Source organism: Nisaea acidiphila, assembly GCF_024662015.1.
Taxonomy (GTDB): domain Bacteria; phylum Pseudomonadota; class Alphaproteobacteria; order Thalassobaculales; family Thalassobaculaceae; genus Nisaea; species Nisaea acidiphila.
The window spans coordinates 1,985,369-2,002,389 of record NZ_CP102480.1 but is presented as its reverse complement, the minus strand read 5'-3'; the positions used below and the strand labels follow the sequence as shown (position 1 = coordinate 2,002,389).

Genomic DNA, 17,021 nt, shown 5'->3' with positions numbered 1-17,021 from the left:
TTTCCGTTTAGGGTTTCTTGTCGTTGTTCCTCCCGGTGAGGAGGAAGAAGGCGGTGAGCAGCAAAATCGTCAGCCCGAGCAAAGCCGTGGAGATGGCATTGACCTCGGGCGTGATCGCCCGCCGCAGTTGACCGAGCATGTAGGTCGGCAGGGTATCCTGTCCCGCCGATTTCACGAACTCGGTAATGATGACGTCGTCCAGCGAGATCACGAAGGCGAGCATGGCGCCGGCGACGATGCCCGGCGCGACCAGCGGCAGGGTCACCCTGCGGAAGGTCTGCCAGGGCGTGGCATAGAGGTCCGCCGCCGCGATCTCCAGCGTGCGGTCCATACCTTCCAGGCGGGCCCGGATCGGCAGGTAGGCGAAGGGCACGCAGAAGGCGGAATGGGCGAGGATCAGATAGGCGAGGCCGGAATAGCCGGTCGCCACCTTGATCGCGGCGAAGAAGATCAGCAGCGCTACGGCGGTGACGATTTCCGGCACCATCAGCGGCTGGTTGATCATCACGTAGATGAAGGTGCTGCCCGGGAACTTCGCCGTCCGCGTGGTGCCCAGCGCCGCCATGGTCGCCAGCACTGTCGAGATTCCGGAGGCCCAGAGCGCGATCACCAGCGAGCGGATTGTCGCTTCCTGCACCAGTTCGTTCTCGGCGGCGATGGCGTACCAGCGGAACGAGAAGCCCTGCCAGAGCGCGACCGAATCCCCCGCATTGAAGGAATAGATCACGATGATCACGATCGGCGCGTAGAGCGCGGCGAAGCAGGCCAGGGTGATCGGCGTCACTCCCGGCAGCTGCCGGACGGAGAAGGACTTCCGCGCGCGCTCAGCCATGCGGCTCCTCCCGCGAGGAGACCCGGACATAGAGCAGCAGCGCGGCCATCACGATGAACAGCAGCAGGATCGAGAGCGAGGCGCCCAGCGGCCAGTTCCGGCCCTGGCCGAATTGCAGCTCGATGAAGTTCCCGATCATCATGTTCTTGCCGCCGCCGAGCACCCGCGGCGTCACATAGGCGCCGAGCGAGGGGACGAAGACCAGGATCGAGCCGGCGATGATGCCCGGCTTGATGATCGGCAGGATGATGCGGCGGAACACCTGTACCCGGTTCGCATAGAGGTCGTAACCGGCCTCGACGAGGCGGAAGTCGAGGCGCTCGATCGCGGCATAGAGCGGCAGCACCATCAGCGGCAGGTAGACGTAGGACATGCCGATCAGCACGGCGGTGTCGGTATAGAGGATCTGCAGCGGTTCCGCGATCAGCCCGAGGTCGACCAGGGCGTTGTTCACGATGCCCTCGTTGCGCAGCATCTCGAGGATGGCGAAGGTCCGGATCAGCAGGTTGGTCCAGAACGGGATGGTGATCAGGAACAGCCAGAACATGCGCTGGCGGCCGGAGCGGGTGGCGATGAAATAGGCGGTCGGCAGGCCGAGCAGGAGGGTGATCAGCGTGGTCGAGAGCGACAGCCGGACCGAGCGCCAGAAGATCGTGAGGTGCGCATCGGCGAGGCCGACCGTGTCGTCGAAAATGTCCCGCGAGAACAGGATCTGGAACCAGGCATTGAAGCTCGGCTCCCAGATCACGCCGCTGAAATCGCCGGGCTTCAGGAAGGAATAGACCAGCACGATCAGCAGCGGGCCGGAGGCGCCGACCAGAAGGAGTGCGAGCGCCGGCGCGGACAGCAGCCAGTTGCGCCGGATGCGCCGGGCGGCCGCGTCCCTCTCGAGGGACCGGAGGCTGGCGCTCTCGCCGCTCATGCATCGTCCTCGACGACGCGCAGCGCGCCGGGGGCGAAGCGGATGCCGGTCCGTCCGCCTTTTTCGAGGGCGGCCTCGGAGCGGGCCGTCACCCGGGCAACGACGGTCTCGCCGTCGCCGAGCGTGAGATGGGCATGCATGTCCGTGCCGAAATAGACCAGCTCCGCGACGGTGCCGGCGAGCAGGCCGTCCGCTTCCGCGCAGACGTCGATCTGTTCAGGGCGGATCGCGACCGTCACGCGGGTTCCGGCCTCGAGGCCGGCGGGCATTACCGCTGGCGCGGTATTGCCGTTGCCGAGCGTTACGCTGCCGGCGTCCGCCACCGTCGCCGGCAGAAAATTCGACTCGCCGATAAAGTCCGCCACGAAACGGTTGGCCGGCGCGTTGTAGATGTCGCGCGGGGCGCCGATCTGCAGGATCCGTCCGGCGCTCATCACCGCGATCCGGTCCGACATGGTGAGCGCTTCTTCCTGATCGTGGGTGACGAAGACGAAGGTGATGCCGGTCTCGAGCTGCATGCGCTTCAGCTCAATCTGCATCTGCTTGCGCAATTTCAGATCGAGGGCGGAGAGCGGCTCGTCGAGCAGAAGGACGGACGGCCGAGGCGCAAGCGCACGGGCCAGCGCGACGCGCTGTTGCTGACCGCCGGAAAGCTGCGACGGATAACGCCCGGCCATCTGCTCCATACGCACCAGCGCCAAGACCTCCTCGACCGTGCCGGCGATTTCCTTCTTCTGCCGGCCGCGCATCTCCAGCCCGAAGCCGACATTCTCGGCCACGGTGAGATGCGGGAAGAGGGCGTAACTCTGGAACACGGTGTTGACCGGCCGCTTGAAAGGCGGCTCGGTCGTGATGTCCACGCCGTCGAGGATGATGTTGCCGTAGGTCGGCGTCTCGAAGCCGGCGATCATCCGGAGCAGGGTGGTCTTGCCGCAGCCGGACGGGCCCAGCAGCGTGAAGAACTCGTTGGCGCGGATGTCGACCGAAACGTCGTCGAGCGCGCGCAGGCCGCCGTCGGTCGGACCGAAGATCTTGGTGATCGATTGGGCCGAAACCGCGGCGTCGCTCATTTCCGGACTTCCTTTGCCATGGCCGGACGCTTCTTGAACCAGGGAGCTGCCCGTTCGAGTTCCGCGCAGACGCTCATTAGAAGCTCGTCCGCGCCGAAAGCTGCGGCGAGGTGGACGCCGATCGGAAGGCCCTCGCTCGACCAGGCCAGCGGGAGCGAGGCCGCCGGCTGGCCCGACGCATTGAAGCAGGCGGTATAGGGCGAATAGGCGAAGACACCGTCCGGACCGAGGCGGTAATCGAGATAGCTCTGCCGGTTATGCGAGAAACGCCCGACCTTGGCCGGCGGTTCCGCCAGCGTCGGGCTGACCAGCAGATCGTAGCGGTCGAGGAAGCGGGCCATCTGCCGGCCGTAATCGTGCACCTCTTCCAGCGCTTCCAGATAATCGGCGCCGGAGATCTCCGCCGCATATTCGACCGCGCTGCGGGACACGGGTTCCAGGTCGTCGGGTCCGAGGTCCCGTCCGAGCCGTGCCAGCTTGCTCCGGACCCCGAGGGCCGTGCCGCAGGCGACGATCTTGGTCCAGGCCCGCATCATGCCCTGGTTGTCGGCCTCCGGCCGGGCGATTTCGACATGATGGCCCATATCTTCGAGCAGCTTCGCCGCTGTCTCGGCCGCCGCCGCGCATTCCGGATGTACCGCATCGCCGTCGAAGGTCGTTGTGCAGAGTGCCACCCGCAATCCCTTGGCAGGGTTATCCATCGCGGCGCGGAAACCGGCTTCGAGCGGCGGCGCGACATAAGGTGCGCCGAGATCGGAACCGGAGCCGATATCCAGCAGCAACGCGCTGTCGCGTACGGATCGGGTGAGGAAGCCCTCGATTGCCATGCCGCCCCAGCCCTCGCCGGAGGCGGGACCGTCGGGCAGCCGGGCACGGGTCGGTTTGAAGCCGAACAGGCCGCAGCTCGAGGCCGGGATGCGGACCGATCCGCCGCCGTCCGAGCCATGGGCGGCGGGCACGATGCCGGCCGCGACCGCGGCGCCGGACCCGCCGGAAGATCCTCCCGGCGTATGGGCCGGGTTCCACGGATTGCGCGTCGGGCCGCCATAGACGGCGGCCTCGGTGGCGCAGCCGATACCGCCTTCGGGAGAGGTCGTGCGACCGAAGATCACCAGGCCCGCGGCGATCAGGCGCTCGACCAGGTTCGAATTGAAGGAATAGGCGGTGTTTCGAAGCAGCCGCGAGCCGTTGTTCCCGGGGAAGCCGACAGCCTCGGCACCGAGATCCTTCAACAAGAAGGGCACACCGCTGAGCGGTCCGTCCGGCAGACCCGCCGCGATGTTCGCACGGGCGCGATCGGCCTGCACCTGAGTCACGGCATTGAGCGCGGGATTGAGCGCGTCCACCCGTTCCAGAGCGGCGGAGAGCAGCTCGTCCGGGCTGAACCTGCCCTTCGCAACACCATCGGCCAGTCCGGTTGCATCGAAGTCGTCGTAGTCCGAAAGGCCGTGCATTCTTTATGATTTTCGCATGGATTGGAGACAGGAACAGCGGCTGATCTGGCTCAAACAGTAGCCAATACGCGCTGGCGTACAACGATTATTCTGTTGCTCCGTGTCCTGCCGGAATCGCAATCGGCTCCGGCGGGTGATCGATCAGTCGCCGGCATTCACCAGTGAAAGCTCACCGCCGCTCAATTGTTCGACGAAGGCTTCAACGATGAATCCGATCGCTCGCTCTGAAATGTGGATTGTGGATCCGTCATCCTCCCCGTACATGCCCGGGGCATATGCGCCAAGCCAACGAACGACCTCGAACGACGGCCAGTAGAGCAGTTTATCGAATTGACCGCGCATGACCTGGTCCACGGACACGCGTAGCGTCGATTTGGAGACGCAATCTGCGACAATGGCCGAGTCGTATTCGAATGTTGCGTTCAGGGGCACAGGAGAAATCGTGATCACCATTGTTGCCTCAGAATTAATCTTTCTGATCTGCCTGACGATGAAACGAATATTCTCGGCGTTTTCGTCGACCGTCGTCATCCGGGACTCGCAATCGCGGAGCAGCGCCCGGAGATTGAAGTTCGACTGTCGCGGCATCACCAGTTCGCCCGTGTCGCGGCGGAAGAAACAAGGGGCGACACCGACGGTCATGATGATGATGTCGCTCTCGGCCAGTGTCTTGAGGTGATCCTCCCTGTTTGCAGAAAACGTTAGGTCTCCGGCATGGAAGTCGACGATGCCGCGCGTCACCTCGTTGTCCGCCCCGTTCACGGCCCAATCGATGTAGTGGCGATTGGCGAAGGTGGAATTCACATACTCGCCCATTGTCGTATTGCCCGCCTTGACGCCAAGGCTACGCAGCGTCCGCGCAATATTTGCGGCGAAGCAAGAGCCGAATGTTGCGACTTTCGTCGAGCTGTTGAGGATCTTCGGATAGGAGGGCGAAAGGATGTGCTTCCGGAGAGCGGCCCTGGCATCCTGCATATCATCCAGATTGTTTGGAAATCTGATGCCGCGTTGTCGAATGCGGGCATTGCGCAGAACCTCTTCCAGGTCCTCGAGGTCTTTTCGAGCGGACGGGTGTCCCGGTTCCAGAACCAGTGTGCGCCGGAGGTTGTTTTTCGACGCGGTCAGATCTTCCGCGAGAAACTGGGAGCGGGCGAGTTCGTATGCGGCGACCGTGAGTTCGGGAACGAGCAGGAGTGTGCGCTTGTAGTGCGGAATACCTTCGACCTGCCAAGTCTGTCTCTTCAGCGCCAGGCCGCGGTGCAGGTGCGCCGCAACCATCCCGGGGTCTGCGGCGATCGCTTTCTCGAAATAATGATCGGCTTCATTGGCTTTCGAAAGCTGTTGCGGATCGGTTCCGAGAGCGACCAATCCCCGACGATACAGCAGATGAGCGTTGTGTTGCGCGCGGGATAGCAGATTGTCGAGGAGTTCGGCGGCCTCGTCCTTGTCCTTCAGGCGGTCCGAAACCTCTACCAGCAGCAGAATTGAGCGAACGTCGTCCGGGCTCGTCCGGACGATATTCCGCAGTTGCTCCTGGGCCAGATCCAAATGACCGCTGTTGATGAATTCGATGGCCTTCTGCAGTTCTGCGGAAGGAGCCGGAGCATTCCCTTCAGGCGGCGTTTCGGCGGACATCCTATCCACGATACAGATGTTGCGGGTTCTTGATGCTCTGTCCGGTGCGATCGCGCGGGAAGTAGGTTTCGAAGTCCATATCGTCCGACCGGTCAGGCGCGAAACGGGCGGGATGCAGGTAGTCGTGGTTGAGGATCGGGGGCCAAGTCACGGTTCTCATCGTCTTCCGCCGGCCGTCCCCTGTCACTCCGCCGCCCTGGTGGATCAGAAAGGTGTCGAAAACAACCACCGAACCCGGGCCAACCACAAAGGTTGTCCGTTCCGGCGCCGCTTTGAATTTCACGTAATTATCGACGAAGAGAGGATCCGGGTTTTTTTCAAGCTGGCGATGGGCGCGTTCCCGGGTTTGGAAATGCGTTTTCGGGACAACGGAAAACGGACCGCAGTTTGGGCCGATATCGTTGAAGAACACGGCACATTTGAGGCTCGGAGACCGGTCGAAATGCCAGTCACTGTTGCTGGTCGAGCCCGCGCGGACATTTTCTTCCAGATCGAGCTGTTGATGGAAGATCGGAGCGGGAAGTTGTTCCGGCTGGCTGTAGAAAGACAGGAAATATGCCGTCATCAGCTGGTGCAGGGACGGATCCGACAGGAATGCGCTCAACTGCGGCAGTTCTTGCGCTCGGGCTTGGACGTAGGCCCCGGCGACAGATACGCAATATCCGTTTTCGAAACGTTGATCGCTCAGGAACGATCCCTCTGAGACCAGCCGGTCGAATTCCCGTTCCATTCCTTCGAGTTCCGATGGCGGGATTACTCCATCGAAGCAGACGAAGCCATTTACGACGAACTGGGAGAGCAATGCGCCGTCGAGTTTGATTTGCATCTCTTTACCGATGCTAGCTGTTGGCGATCACCTGAATCGTAGGCGCGGAAAGGACTCGCATCAAGTCTTAAAGGTCCGCGCGTGTGCCGTTGGGAAGCCTGCGGCGGTGTGATTGCTGCGGTCTCATCTCTTGCGCAACGTCTGTCACCACCGGGATGCTGTCCACGATCGGCGAGCGGATGGCCGAAGCGATAGGTGATTGCCGGTTTCTGCCGGAGACGCCGGCGCACGGCTGCCGCCGGCAAGCCGGGGCTGTTAATCGCAAGCCGTGCAGGAAGGACGCGTCACGCCTCCGCCATGTCGGCGGGGCGGAAACTGTCGACCCGGGCGAGGCTCCACGGGTCGGCGAAAGCCACCGGACAATCCTTTTCGAAGAGATGCCCGGGCTTCAGGCGGTGATGCAGGATGCTGGTCGGATCTGTGGCGCGGATATGCAGCGTGTCGGGGCGGATCTGGCTCGGATCGTCGAGCCCCATGGCGCCGAGCATCTCGGCGAAGCCGTGCAGGGTGTTGCGGTGGAAATTGGCGACCCGCTTGTACTTGTCTTCCACGACGAGACCGCGCTGGCGCGCCGCGTCCTGGGTCGCCACGCCGGTCGGGCAGCGGTTGGTATGGCAGGCGCGGGCCTGGATACAGCCGACGGCGAACATGAAGCCGCGCGCGGCGTTGCACCAGTCGGCGCCCAGAGCCAGAGCGGTCGCGATATCGGCGCCGGAGATGATCTTGCCGCTGGCGCCGAGGCGGATCCGGTCCCGGATCCCGGCGCCGATAAGCGTCATATGGACGAAATGCAGCCCTTCGCGCAGCGGCATGCCGAGACTGTTGGTGAATTCCACCGGCGCCGCGCCGGTGCCGCCTTCCTTAACCGCTGCGATCTTTGTTACACTCAATCGCTGAATCAAGAGGCTGGATAACCGGCCCTTTCAGGGAGGAACCTGCGGGTGGCGGCGAAATGATCGTTTCTTACGATCCGCTTCTGGTTGTGGCGTCCGTGGCGGTGGCCGCGATGGCGTCCTTTACCGGTCTCCGGCTGCTGACGGGGTTGCGCTATGTAGACGGTCGCACCCGCAAGGCGCAGCTCGCGAAAGCGGCGATGGCAATCGGAGGCGGGATCTGGTCGATGCATTTCGTTGGCATGCTGGCGCTGCGCCTGCCGGTGCCCGTCGCCTACGATCTGCTCTTCACGCTGGGCTCCGTATTGATCGCGATCCTCATCACGGGGGCCGGTCTCGCGCTCATGCATATGGGCGTGCGTTCGATCGCGAAGACTGTCGCAGCGGGCACGCTGATCGGCTGCGGTATCGTTGCGATGCATTATGTGGGCATGCAGGCCCTGCAGGGCAGTTGCATCGTCGAGTTCAGCCCGCTCGGTTTTGTGTTGCCGACCGTGATTGCCATCCTGTCCTCGACCTGCGCGCTGGCGCTCGCCTACAAGAAGCGGACATTGGTCCAGCTCAGTCTCGGGGCGGTGGTGCTGGGAGTCACGATATCATCGATGCACTATTCGGCGATGGCGTTCACTGCCTTCAGCCGTGTCGAGATGGCTCTTCCCGTTGAAGGGCCGGTGCTCCCCGACACCTATCTGGCGCTGGTCGTCGCGGTTGCCGCCTTCTTGGTCTGCGGCCTGTTCCTGCTCTCCGCCCTGCCGATGGAAGATCCGCGCCCGCTCCGCGAGGATCCGGCTCCGGGGCCGCTTCCGGAAGCGACCGCGTCCGTCGCTGGAACGGTTCCCGCCGGCGAGCGAACCGCCCCGGAGGTCCGGCACGTTGCCGCCGCACCGAATGGCCGGATCCGTATTCCCTATGAGCGCAACAACACGACCTTTTTCCTGGCTCCGCAGGAGATTCGCTCCATCAGGGCAGACGGCCACTATACGGAGATCTACGACGGTGCTGCGCATGTCTTCTGTCCCTGGTCGCTTTCCAAGCTGGAAGGGGTTCTGAAAGGCACCCCCTTTCTCCGCACCCACCGCAGCTTCCTGCTCAATATGGAACATGCGACCGGATTCGAGCGGCAGAAGGACAAGGCCTTCGTTCTGGTTGCCGGGCAGAGCCGAGAGGCGGTGCCTGTCAGCCGTTCCCACATGGGCGATGTGCGCAAGGCGCTGGGCCTGTAGATCGCGCGGGCCCGCCCCGGCGCAACTCGTGCAGATATAACGTCATTCGTGCAATCCAGGCGCCCCAAGCGCATCGCCGCCTGTGCATCCGGCGGCGCCGCTTCATCCTCCTTCGCAAGTGCCGGCGAACCGGCAACGAGGCCTTTAGAGCCGCAGTCCTTGAGGGAGGGTACCAACAATGATCCCAGGATCATTCGAATATCATCGCCCGGAATCCGTCGACGGTGCCGTCGCCCTGCTGAACGAGCACGGCGATGAAGCACGTCTGCTCGCGGGCGGGCACAGCCTGATACCGATGATGAAGCTGCGTATGGCGGTGCCGTCGCACATTGTCGACCTGCAAGCCATCGAAAGCCTGCACGGCATCTCGGAAGAGGGCGGCGAGATCGTCATCGGCGCGCTGACCACGCAGCATGAGGTGCTGGCCTCGGCCCTGCTCGCGGAGAAATGCCCGATCCTCCTTGAGGCGGCCGCTCTGATCGCCGATCCGCAAGTGCGTTATTGCGGGACGATCGGCGGAAATGTCGCGAACGGGGATCCGGGCAACGACATGCCGGCGATCATGCAGGCTCTCGGGGCGCGCTACCGGGCGGTCGGTCCGAACGGCAGCCGCGACATCGCGGCGCGCGACTATTACGAGGCGGCCTATTTTACGGCCCTCGAGGAAAACGAGGTGCTGACCCAGATCCGTATCCCGACGCCGGCCCCGGGGCACGGTTCCGCCTATGAGAAGCAGAAACGCAAGATCGGCGATTACGCGACGGCGGCGGCCGCGGTGATCCTGACCCTGGACGGCGGGCGCTGTACGTCCGCGTCCATCGCGCTGACCAATGTGGCAGACACGCCGCTTTTCGCCGAAGCGGCGGCCGAAGCGCTTGTCGGGAGCGACCTCGGGCAGGCTGCGGTCGACACGGCGGTGAAACAGGCGGAGGCCATCACCGAGCCGACGAGCGACGGTCGGGGGCCGGCCGATTTCCGGACCCATGTCGCCGGGGTCATGGTGCGCCGCGCCATCGCCCGCGCCCAGAAGAACGCCGGTTGAGGGGGAGCCGACCGATGGCAAAGATGCATGTCAAACTGAACGTGAACGGCACCGAGGTCGAAGGCCTCGCCGAGCCGCGTACCTTGTTGATCCATTTCCTGCGCGAGCAGCTCAGCCTGACCGGGCCGCATATCGGCTGCGAGACCAGCCATTGCGGAGCCTGCACCGTCGATCTCAACGGAAAATCCGTGAAGTCCTGCACCGTATTTGTCGCCCAGGCGAACGGTGCCGATGTGACGACGATCGAGGGAGTCGCGAATGCCGACGGCACCCTGCATGCCCTGCAGGAGGCCTTCCGCGAGCATCACGGACTGCAATGCGGCTTCTGCACGCCGGGCATGATCACGCGCGCCTACCGGCTGCTGCAGGAGAATCCCGATCCGAGCGAAACGGAAATCCGCTACGGCATCTCCGGCAATCTCTGTCGCTGCACCGGTTACCAGAACATCGTCAAGGCCATCCGAGCCGCGGCGGACGAGTTGAACGCGACCAGGGAGGCAGCCCAATGAACGCCGAAGTCGCAAGCGTCGAGGAACGCAAACAGAACCTGAAAGGTATGGGCACCGCCCGCCGCCGGGTCGAGGATGTCCGCTTCGTGCAGGGCAAGGGCAATTATGTCGACGATATCAAACTGCCGGGCATGCTGTTCGGCGACTTCGTCCGTTCGCCCTATGCCCATGCCCGTATCAAGTCGGTGAACAAGGAGGCGGCGCTGGCCGTGCCGGGGGTCAAGGCTGTGCTCACCGCCGACGACCTGAAGCCGGTCAATCTCGCCTGGATGCCGACGCTGGCCGGCGACGTCCAGATGGTGCTTGCCGACGGCAAGGTGCTGTTCCAGGGCCAGGAGGTCGCCTTCGTCGTCGCCGAGGACCGCTATGCGGCTTCCGACGCGGCCGAACTGGTCGAGGTCGATTACGAGGAACTGCCGGTTCTGGTCGATCCCTTCAAAGCCATGGATCCGGGGGCGCCGGTACTGCGCGAGGATCTCGACGGCAAGACCGAGGGTGCCCACGGACCGCGCCGCCACCACAATCACATCTTCACCTGGGAGGTGGGCGACAAGGACGCGACCGACAGGGCGCTCTCCGAGGCCGAGGTGGTTGCGAAGGAGCTGATCACCTACCAGCGCGTCCATCCCTGTCCGCTGGAGACTGCGGGTTGCGTTGCCAGCATGGACAAGGTGAACGGCCAGCTCACGCTTTGGGGCACTTTTCAGGCTCCCCACGCGGTGCGCACCGTGGCCTCGCTGATCTCCACCATTCCGGAGCACAAGATCCGCGTCATCTCGCCGGATATCGGCGGCGGTTTCGGCAACAAGGTGGGTGTCTATCCCGGTTATATCTGCGCCGTCGTCGCCTCGATCGTGCTCGGCGTGCCGGTGAAATGGATCGAGGACCGGATCGAGAACCTGCAATCGACGGCCTTCGCCCGTGACTACCACATGACGGGCGAGATCTCCGCGACACGCGACGGGCGTATCACCGGGCTCAAGTGCCACGTGCTTGCCGACCATGGCGGCTTCGACGCCTGCGCCGACCCGACCAAGTTCCCGGCCGGGTTCTTCAACATCTGCACCGGGTCCTACGATATCCCGGTCGCGCATGTGAGCGTCGACGGCGTCTATACCAACAAGGCGCCGGGCGGCGTCGCCTACCGCTGTTCCTTCCGGGTGACGGAGGCCTCCTATTTCATCGAGCGGATGATCGACGTGCTCGCCCGCAAGCTTGAGATGGATCCGGCGGAACTCCGGATGAAGAACTTCATCGGCAAGGAGCAGTTCCCCTACACTTCGGCGCTCGGCTGGGAATACGACAGCGGCGACTATCACACGGCGATGGAAAAGGCGCTGGAGACGGTCAGCTACAAGGCGCTCCGGGACGAACAGAAAGCCAACCGAGAGGCCTTCGCGCGCAGCGAGACCCGGTCGCTGATGGGGGTCGGAATCGGGTTCTTCACCGAAATTGTCGGGGCCGGACCGATCAAGAATTGCGATATTCTCGGGCTCGGCATGTTCGACAGCTGCGAGATCCGCGTGCATCCGACGGGCAGCGCCATCGCCCGGCTCGGCACGATCAGCCAGGGGCAGGGGCACGCCACCACCTTCGCCCAGATCCTGGCCTCGGAAATCGGCATTCCGGCGGACCAGATCACGGTCGAGGAAGGCGATACCGACACCGCGCCCTACGGTCTCGGGACCTACGGTTCCCGCTCCACTCCCGTTGCCGGTGCGGCGACGGCGATGGCCGGCCGGAAGATCAAGGCCAAGGCGCAGATGATCGCGGCCTACCTGCTTGAGGTGCATGACGACGATGTCGAGTTCGAGGTCGACCGGTTCGTGGTCAAGGGAGCGCCGGAGCGTTTCAAGACCATGGCCGAGGTGGCTTTCGCCGCCTACAACAATGTCCCGCCGGGCATGGAGCCGGGGCTGGAGGCAGTCAGCTACTACGATCCGCCGAACATGACCTATCCGTTCGGGGCCTATATCTGCGTCGTCGATATCGACGTCGATACCGGGGTGACCGATATCCGGCGTTTCTATGCGCTGGACGATTGCGGCACCCGGATCAACCCGATGATCATCGAGGGGCAGGTCCATGGCGGCCTGACCGAAGCGCTGGCCATCGCGATGGGGCAGGAGATCTCCTACGACGAGATGGGGAACGTGAAAGGCGCGAGCCTGATGGACTTCTTCCTGCCGACGGCGGTGGAGACCCCGGTCTGGGAGACCGACTTCACCGTGACCCCCTCACCGCATCATCCGATCGGCGCCAAGGGGGTCGGCGAGTCGCCGAATGTCGGCGGCGTCTCGGCCTTCTCCAACGCCGTCAACGATGCCTTCGCCCATCTCGGCCTGACCCACACCCAGATGCCGCACGATCACTGGCGGGTGTGGAAGACGGCCGAGCGGCTCGGCGTCACGGCGTAGGAACCCACCTTGCGGGCCGGGCGGCGGAACATGCGTCGTCCGGCCCGGGTTTTCGGCTCATGAGAGATTACAGAGAGCTTCAGGCGGAACTTGCACAGACCGGCTACATTGCCGAGGACAGCCTCGTGATGGCGCTGACGCTGGCGACGGAGATCCACAGGCCGCTGCTCCTGGAGGGCGAGGCCGGTGTCGGCAAGACCGACATCGCGCGGGCTTTGGCGAAGCTGCTCGGTACCCGGCTCATCCGGCTGCAGTGCTACGAGGGACTGGACGCGAACGCGACGCTCTACGAGTGGAACTATCAGCGCCAGTTGCTGGCGATCCGGGCGCGCGAGGCAAGCGAGGGCGCGGACTCCGCCGAGAGCCTGGAGAAGCACATCTTCTCCGAGGATTATCTCCTCCGCCGGCCGCTGCTGGAAGCGATCAGTCAGCTCGAGCCGCCGGTCCTCCTGATCGACGAGATCGACCGCGCCGACGAGGAATTCGAAGCGTTCTTGCTCGAACTGCTCGCCGACTATCAGGTGACCGTCCCGGAACTCGGTACCATGGAGGCGGTTTCGATCCCGCATGTGGTCCTGACCTCGAACGGCACACGCGCGCTTTCCGACGCGCTCCGCCGGCGCTGCCTTTATTCCTGGGTCGATTACCCCGATGCGGAAAAGGAGCGGGCGATCCTCGCCGCGCGCATGCCGGAGATCGACGGGGAGCTTGCCCGGCGGATCGTCGGCTTCGTGCAGCAGCTTCGCCGCGAGGATCTGGAAAAAGTCCCCGGGATCGCGGAGACGCTCGACTGGGCGACAGCCCTCGTCGGCCTCAAGGTGGAGAAGCTGGAGGACAATCTCGATCTGCTTCAGGCGAGCCTGATCTGTCTCCTGAAGACCGAGGCGGACCAGCGGGCGATCGTGCCCGAGGTGACGCAACGCTTGCTGGGTAAGGTTGCGTGAGCATGACGGAGCCCGGCGAGATCGATGGCCTGCCGGCGCTCCCGGGACCGCGTGAGCGGATGCGGGGCTTCATCGCCCATCTCCGGCTGAACGGTTTCACTCTCGGGCCCTCGGAAACGGCCCTCGCGCTCGATATCGTCGGACGCCTTGAGAGGCCGGCACCGGAAGGCGTCCGGGCGGCCCTCAAGGTCGCGCTCTGCGGCTGCCGGGAGGACTGGGAGCGCTTCGACGACCTGTTCCCGGCCTACTGGTTCGGCGAAGGCGTGAAACGCGCCACGGTCCTGCGCGGGGAGAATACCAGCACACCGAAGCGGGCGCGTCCCGCGCTCTGGGACAAGGTCCTGCCGCCCGAAGAGCGGGCGGGCCGGCCGATCGGCGCGGCGGCACAGGCAGCAGGCAGCAGCGATGCCGAGGAGGATGCGGGCGGGACCTCGGCGCCGCATCGTATCGCCGCCGACAGCCGCGACAGCCTGTTCAAGACCGACTTGCGCGAGATCGCCGCGAAAGAGGATATCGCCGAGGCCGAACGGGTGGCCGAACGTCTGGCAAAGGCAATGCGGTACCGGCTCAGCCGCCGCCGCAAGCCGTCCGCGCGGGGGCGGAGCCTTGACCTCCGCCGCACCATCCGCCGCAACATCGCCCATGGCGGCGAGCCGGTCGACCTTCTGCGGCGGACCCGGCCGGACCGCCCCGTTCGGGTCGTGGTGCTGCTCGACGTCTCCGGCTCGATGAAGCTCTACAGCCGCTATTTCCTGCTCTTCGTGCGCGGCCTGCTCTCGCGCTGGATGCGGGCCGACGCCTATCTCTTCCATACCCGTCTCGTCCGGGTGACGGAGGCGCTGACCGACAAGGATCCATTCCGGGCGCTGGCGAAGCTTTCGCTCATGGTCGAGGGCTTTGGCGGCGGCACCCGGATCGCCGGCGCGCTCGCCGATTTCAACGCCCGCTATGCCAGGGAAGCGATCGACAGCCGGACCGTCGTCGTGATCCTGAGCGACGGGTACGACACCGAGGCGCCGGAAGATCTGGCGCGGGAGCTCAGGCGGCTCCGGACGAGGGCCCGCCGCATTGTCTGGCTGAACCCGCTGCTCGGCTGGAAGGACTACGAACCGGTGGCGCGGGGCATGGCGGCGGCGCTGCCCCATATCGACCATTTCGCCGCGGCGAACAGCCTGCAGGCGCTGGCGGATCTCGAACCCGAGCTCGCGGCCATATAGGGAGGCGAAAGCATGGAACGGCAGCATGACGATGTCTTCTCCGCGATCGCGGCGCTGATGGAGGGGGAAGCGGAATTCTGCGTCGCCACCGTGGTGCGGACCCAGAACGCCACCAGCGCCAAGGCAGGCGCCAAGGCGGTGGTGCTCTCCGACGGGACGATCAAGGGCTTCCTCGGCGGTGGCTGCGTCCAGGGCGCCGTGCGCCGCTCGGCGGCGGAAGTGCTTGCGGCCGGGGAGCCCCGCCTGATCCGTGTGAAGCCCGGCGACGAAGTGGTCGAGCGGCTGGATCGGGACGGGGTCGAGCTGCACAAGAGCGGCTGTCCGAGCGGCGGCACCGTCGACATCTTCATCGAACCGATGCGTCAGGCGCCGCGCGTGGTGATCTGCGGCGGCTCGCCGGTCGCGACGGTGCTGGCGCGGCTTGCAGCGACGCTCGGCTACCGGGTGACGGCGGCGGCCCTCGCGGAGGATCTCGACGGCTTCGCTGCCGACGCGACAAGGCACGAGGGTTTCGCGCTCGACGGGCTCGATCTCCGGCAGCGCGATTTCGTCGTCGTCGCGACCCAGGGCAAGCGCGACCGCGAAGCGCTCGCCGCCGCGCTCGGAAGCGATGCCGGCTTCGTCTCCTTCGTCGGCAGCCGCCGCAAGGCGCAGGCGCTGCGTGGGCAGCTCGCGGAACGCGGCGTGTCGGAGACCCGGCGCGACGCGCTGAAGGCGCCTGCCGGGCTCGACATCAACGCCATAGAGCCGGAGGAAATCGCCCTCTCCATCATGGCAGAACTGGTGGCGGTCCGGCGGCAAAAGGCAAGGGACGGCGCCGAGACTGGCGGGCGGGCGACGGCATGAGACGCCGCTTGGGGACGGGATTGCGCCGCGTCAGAGCGCTGTTGCGACGTCTTCTGGATCGGGCTGTGGACACGACTCCGATCTGCTGCTGATCCGCGTGGTTGCTTCCCTTCCGGCTATGGCACGAGGGAAGAGGTATTGGCTAGGAGCGGTTTGAGGTCCTGGAGTCCGGATCGTTGCGCCATGCACGATAGGAGACGATCACGCTGGCGATCGTGCTGACGGCAAGCCCGACAAGTAGGACCAGTGTCGGCACCGCAGGAGAGGATATCAGTGCCGACAACGCTGTCGCAGTTCCAGTTGCGACAAAACCCCAGCCGGCAATCCGATTTGCCGTTACCCAAGCATGGTCGCTCGCGAGCGTCCAGGGCGTTCGGATTCCGGCAAGGACGTTCGCCCTCGACTTAGCCAGATAGTTCCCCAAGACGGTCATCAACAGACCGGCGGAAATGAATATAAGGTCAAAAGCCGGTGGGGATCCGGTCACCGCAACGCGCAGAATAGCAAGATGCGCAAGTGTGGTGACGACAATACCTCCGATCCAACCCGTCAGATATAGAGGCCGGCTCCGAAGCAGGTTTCGCCTGCGCCGTTCGAACCGCGGGGCTATCGTAAAGACTAAAGTGGCCACGATAGCCACTAAGGGCAGGATCAAGAGCAGCTCGATCTTTCCCGCGTATCTGTCAGGGGTGCCGTCAAGACTCCAGTGGACGGGGAACTCCGTTTCCTTAGGCAGCGCGATCCATCCATAAACTGAGGCCGCGCACATGATAGCGAGCAAACTGGCACTCCACTTGAGGCCGTGTTTTATCATGTTGTTTTGCTTTCTTTTTCAAAGGCTGAGGAGCCGGTGTCGATCCGGAGCAATTGCATCAGGCTCGCCAAGGCCTCTTCGACGACTGAGAGATTGATCCTGTAAAGGCGAACCGCTCCGAGCCGTTCGACGGTGACGAGGTCTGCCCCTTTGAGGATGTTCAGATGTCCAGAGAGCGTCGGTTTGCTGACCGATACTTCATCCGCGAGTTCACCGGCGCTCATTGCGCGTTCCCGCAACAGGCCAAGGACCTGGCGACGAACAGGACTTGAGAGGGCGGAATACACATCTTCGCTCGAGGCTTTCATTTCGTTATTTAGCAAAATAACGAAATTATTGTCAACCGATGTGTCGCTCGCTCTCGCCGTCGGATTCAT

General features: G+C 64.3%; 16 protein-coding genes. 7 read left to right on the top strand and 9 right to left on the bottom strand.

Annotated features, from left to right (window positions below; all coding sequences use genetic code 11):
* Positions 1 to 7: 7 nt before the first annotated feature.
* From NUH88_RS09225 to NUH88_RS09195, 7 genes are all read right to left on the bottom strand, one after another.
* The gene (locus NUH88_RS09225) at positions 8 to 832 is read right to left on the bottom strand and encodes an ABC transporter permease (protein ID WP_257771600.1); all 825 of its coding nucleotides are present in this window, start codon (positions 830 to 832) and stop codon (positions 8 to 10) included.
* Entirely contained in the window at positions 825 to 1,754 is a 930-nt protein-coding gene (locus NUH88_RS09220; protein ID WP_257771599.1) for an ABC transporter permease, read from the bottom strand. The genes NUH88_RS09225 and NUH88_RS09220 overlap by 8 nt, the downstream gene beginning before the upstream one ends.
* Positions 1,751 to 2,824 carry an ABC transporter ATP-binding protein gene (locus NUH88_RS09215; RefSeq protein ID WP_257771598.1) on the bottom strand — a complete coding sequence of 358 codons (1,074 nt, stop codon included), beginning with the start codon at positions 2,822 to 2,824 and terminating at the stop codon, positions 1,751 to 1,753. The genes NUH88_RS09220 and NUH88_RS09215 overlap by 4 nt, the downstream gene beginning before the upstream one ends.
* A complete protein-coding gene (locus NUH88_RS09210) occupies positions 2,821 to 4,278 on the bottom strand; it encodes an amidase (protein WP_257771596.1) in 1,458 nt (485 codons plus the stop codon). Before NUH88_RS09210 ends, NUH88_RS09215 begins: the two co-directional genes overlap by 4 nt.
* Before the next feature lie 141 nt (positions 4,279 to 4,419).
* The gene (locus NUH88_RS09205) at positions 4,420 to 5,913 is read right to left on the bottom strand and encodes a GSCFA domain-containing protein (RefSeq protein ID WP_257771594.1); all 1,494 of its coding nucleotides are present in this window, start codon (positions 5,911 to 5,913) and stop codon (positions 4,420 to 4,422) included.
* Position 5,914: 1 nt separating this feature from the next.
* Positions 5,915 to 6,739, bottom strand: coding sequence for a phytanoyl-CoA dioxygenase family protein (locus NUH88_RS09200; RefSeq protein ID WP_257771592.1), 825 nt, complete (start codon positions 6,737 to 6,739; stop codon positions 5,915 to 5,917).
* 284 nt (positions 6,740 to 7,023) lie between these two features.
* The gene (locus NUH88_RS09195; protein WP_257771591.1) at positions 7,024 to 7,629 is read right to left on the bottom strand and encodes a glutamate synthase-related protein; all 606 of its coding nucleotides are present in this window, start codon (positions 7,627 to 7,629) and stop codon (positions 7,024 to 7,026) included.
* Between the two features lie 62 nt (positions 7,630 to 7,691).
* Here NUH88_RS09195 and NUH88_RS09190 point away from each other — a divergent pair, with 62 nt between their 5' ends.
* The 7 genes from NUH88_RS09190 to NUH88_RS09160 all read left to right on the top strand — a co-directional run bounded on the left by NUH88_RS09190 (position 7,692) and on the right by NUH88_RS09160 (position 15,830).
* Complete coding sequence (locus tag NUH88_RS09190) at positions 7,692 to 8,855, top strand: MHYT domain-containing protein (RefSeq protein ID WP_257771590.1); 1,164 nt, start codon at positions 7,692 to 7,694, stop codon at positions 8,853 to 8,855.
* A gap of 178 nt (positions 8,856 to 9,033) precedes the next feature.
* Positions 9,034 to 9,897, top strand: coding sequence for an FAD binding domain-containing protein (locus NUH88_RS09185; protein ID WP_257771589.1), 864 nt, complete (start codon positions 9,034 to 9,036; stop codon positions 9,895 to 9,897).
* A gap of 14 nt (positions 9,898 to 9,911) precedes the next feature.
* Positions 9,912 to 10,406 (top strand): (2Fe-2S)-binding protein, encoded by a 495-nt coding sequence (locus NUH88_RS09180; protein WP_257771587.1) that lies wholly within the window; start codon positions 9,912 to 9,914, stop codon positions 10,404 to 10,406.
* Entirely contained in the window at positions 10,403 to 12,823 is a 2,421-nt protein-coding gene (locus NUH88_RS09175; RefSeq protein ID WP_257771586.1) for an aerobic carbon-monoxide dehydrogenase large subunit, read from the top strand. Before NUH88_RS09180 ends, NUH88_RS09175 begins: the two co-directional genes overlap by 4 nt.
* Positions 12,824 to 12,882: 59 nt before the next feature.
* Positions 12,883 to 13,767, top strand: coding sequence for an AAA family ATPase (locus tag NUH88_RS09170; RefSeq protein ID WP_257771585.1), 885 nt, complete (start codon positions 12,883 to 12,885; stop codon positions 13,765 to 13,767).
* Between the two features lie 2 nt (positions 13,768 to 13,769).
* Positions 13,770 to 14,984 carry a vWA domain-containing protein gene (locus NUH88_RS09165; protein ID WP_257772169.1) on the top strand — a complete coding sequence of 405 codons (1,215 nt, stop codon included), beginning with the start codon at positions 13,770 to 13,772 and terminating at the stop codon, positions 14,982 to 14,984.
* 12 nt (positions 14,985 to 14,996) lie between these two features.
* Positions 14,997 to 15,830 carry an XdhC family protein gene (locus NUH88_RS09160; protein ID WP_257771584.1) on the top strand — a complete coding sequence of 278 codons (834 nt, stop codon included), beginning with the start codon at positions 14,997 to 14,999 and terminating at the stop codon, positions 15,828 to 15,830.
* Between the two features lie 142 nt (positions 15,831 to 15,972).
* Here NUH88_RS09160 and NUH88_RS22295 read toward each other — a convergent pair whose 3' ends face one another.
* Positions 15,973 to 16,599, bottom strand: a complete 627-nt coding sequence (locus NUH88_RS22295) for an SdpI family protein (RefSeq protein WP_372743565.1) — start codon at positions 16,597 to 16,599, stop codon at positions 15,973 to 15,975.
* A gap of 41 nt (positions 16,600 to 16,640) precedes the next feature.
* A complete protein-coding gene (locus NUH88_RS09150; RefSeq protein ID WP_257771583.1) occupies positions 16,641 to 17,021 on the bottom strand; it encodes a metalloregulator ArsR/SmtB family transcription factor in 381 nt (126 codons plus the stop codon).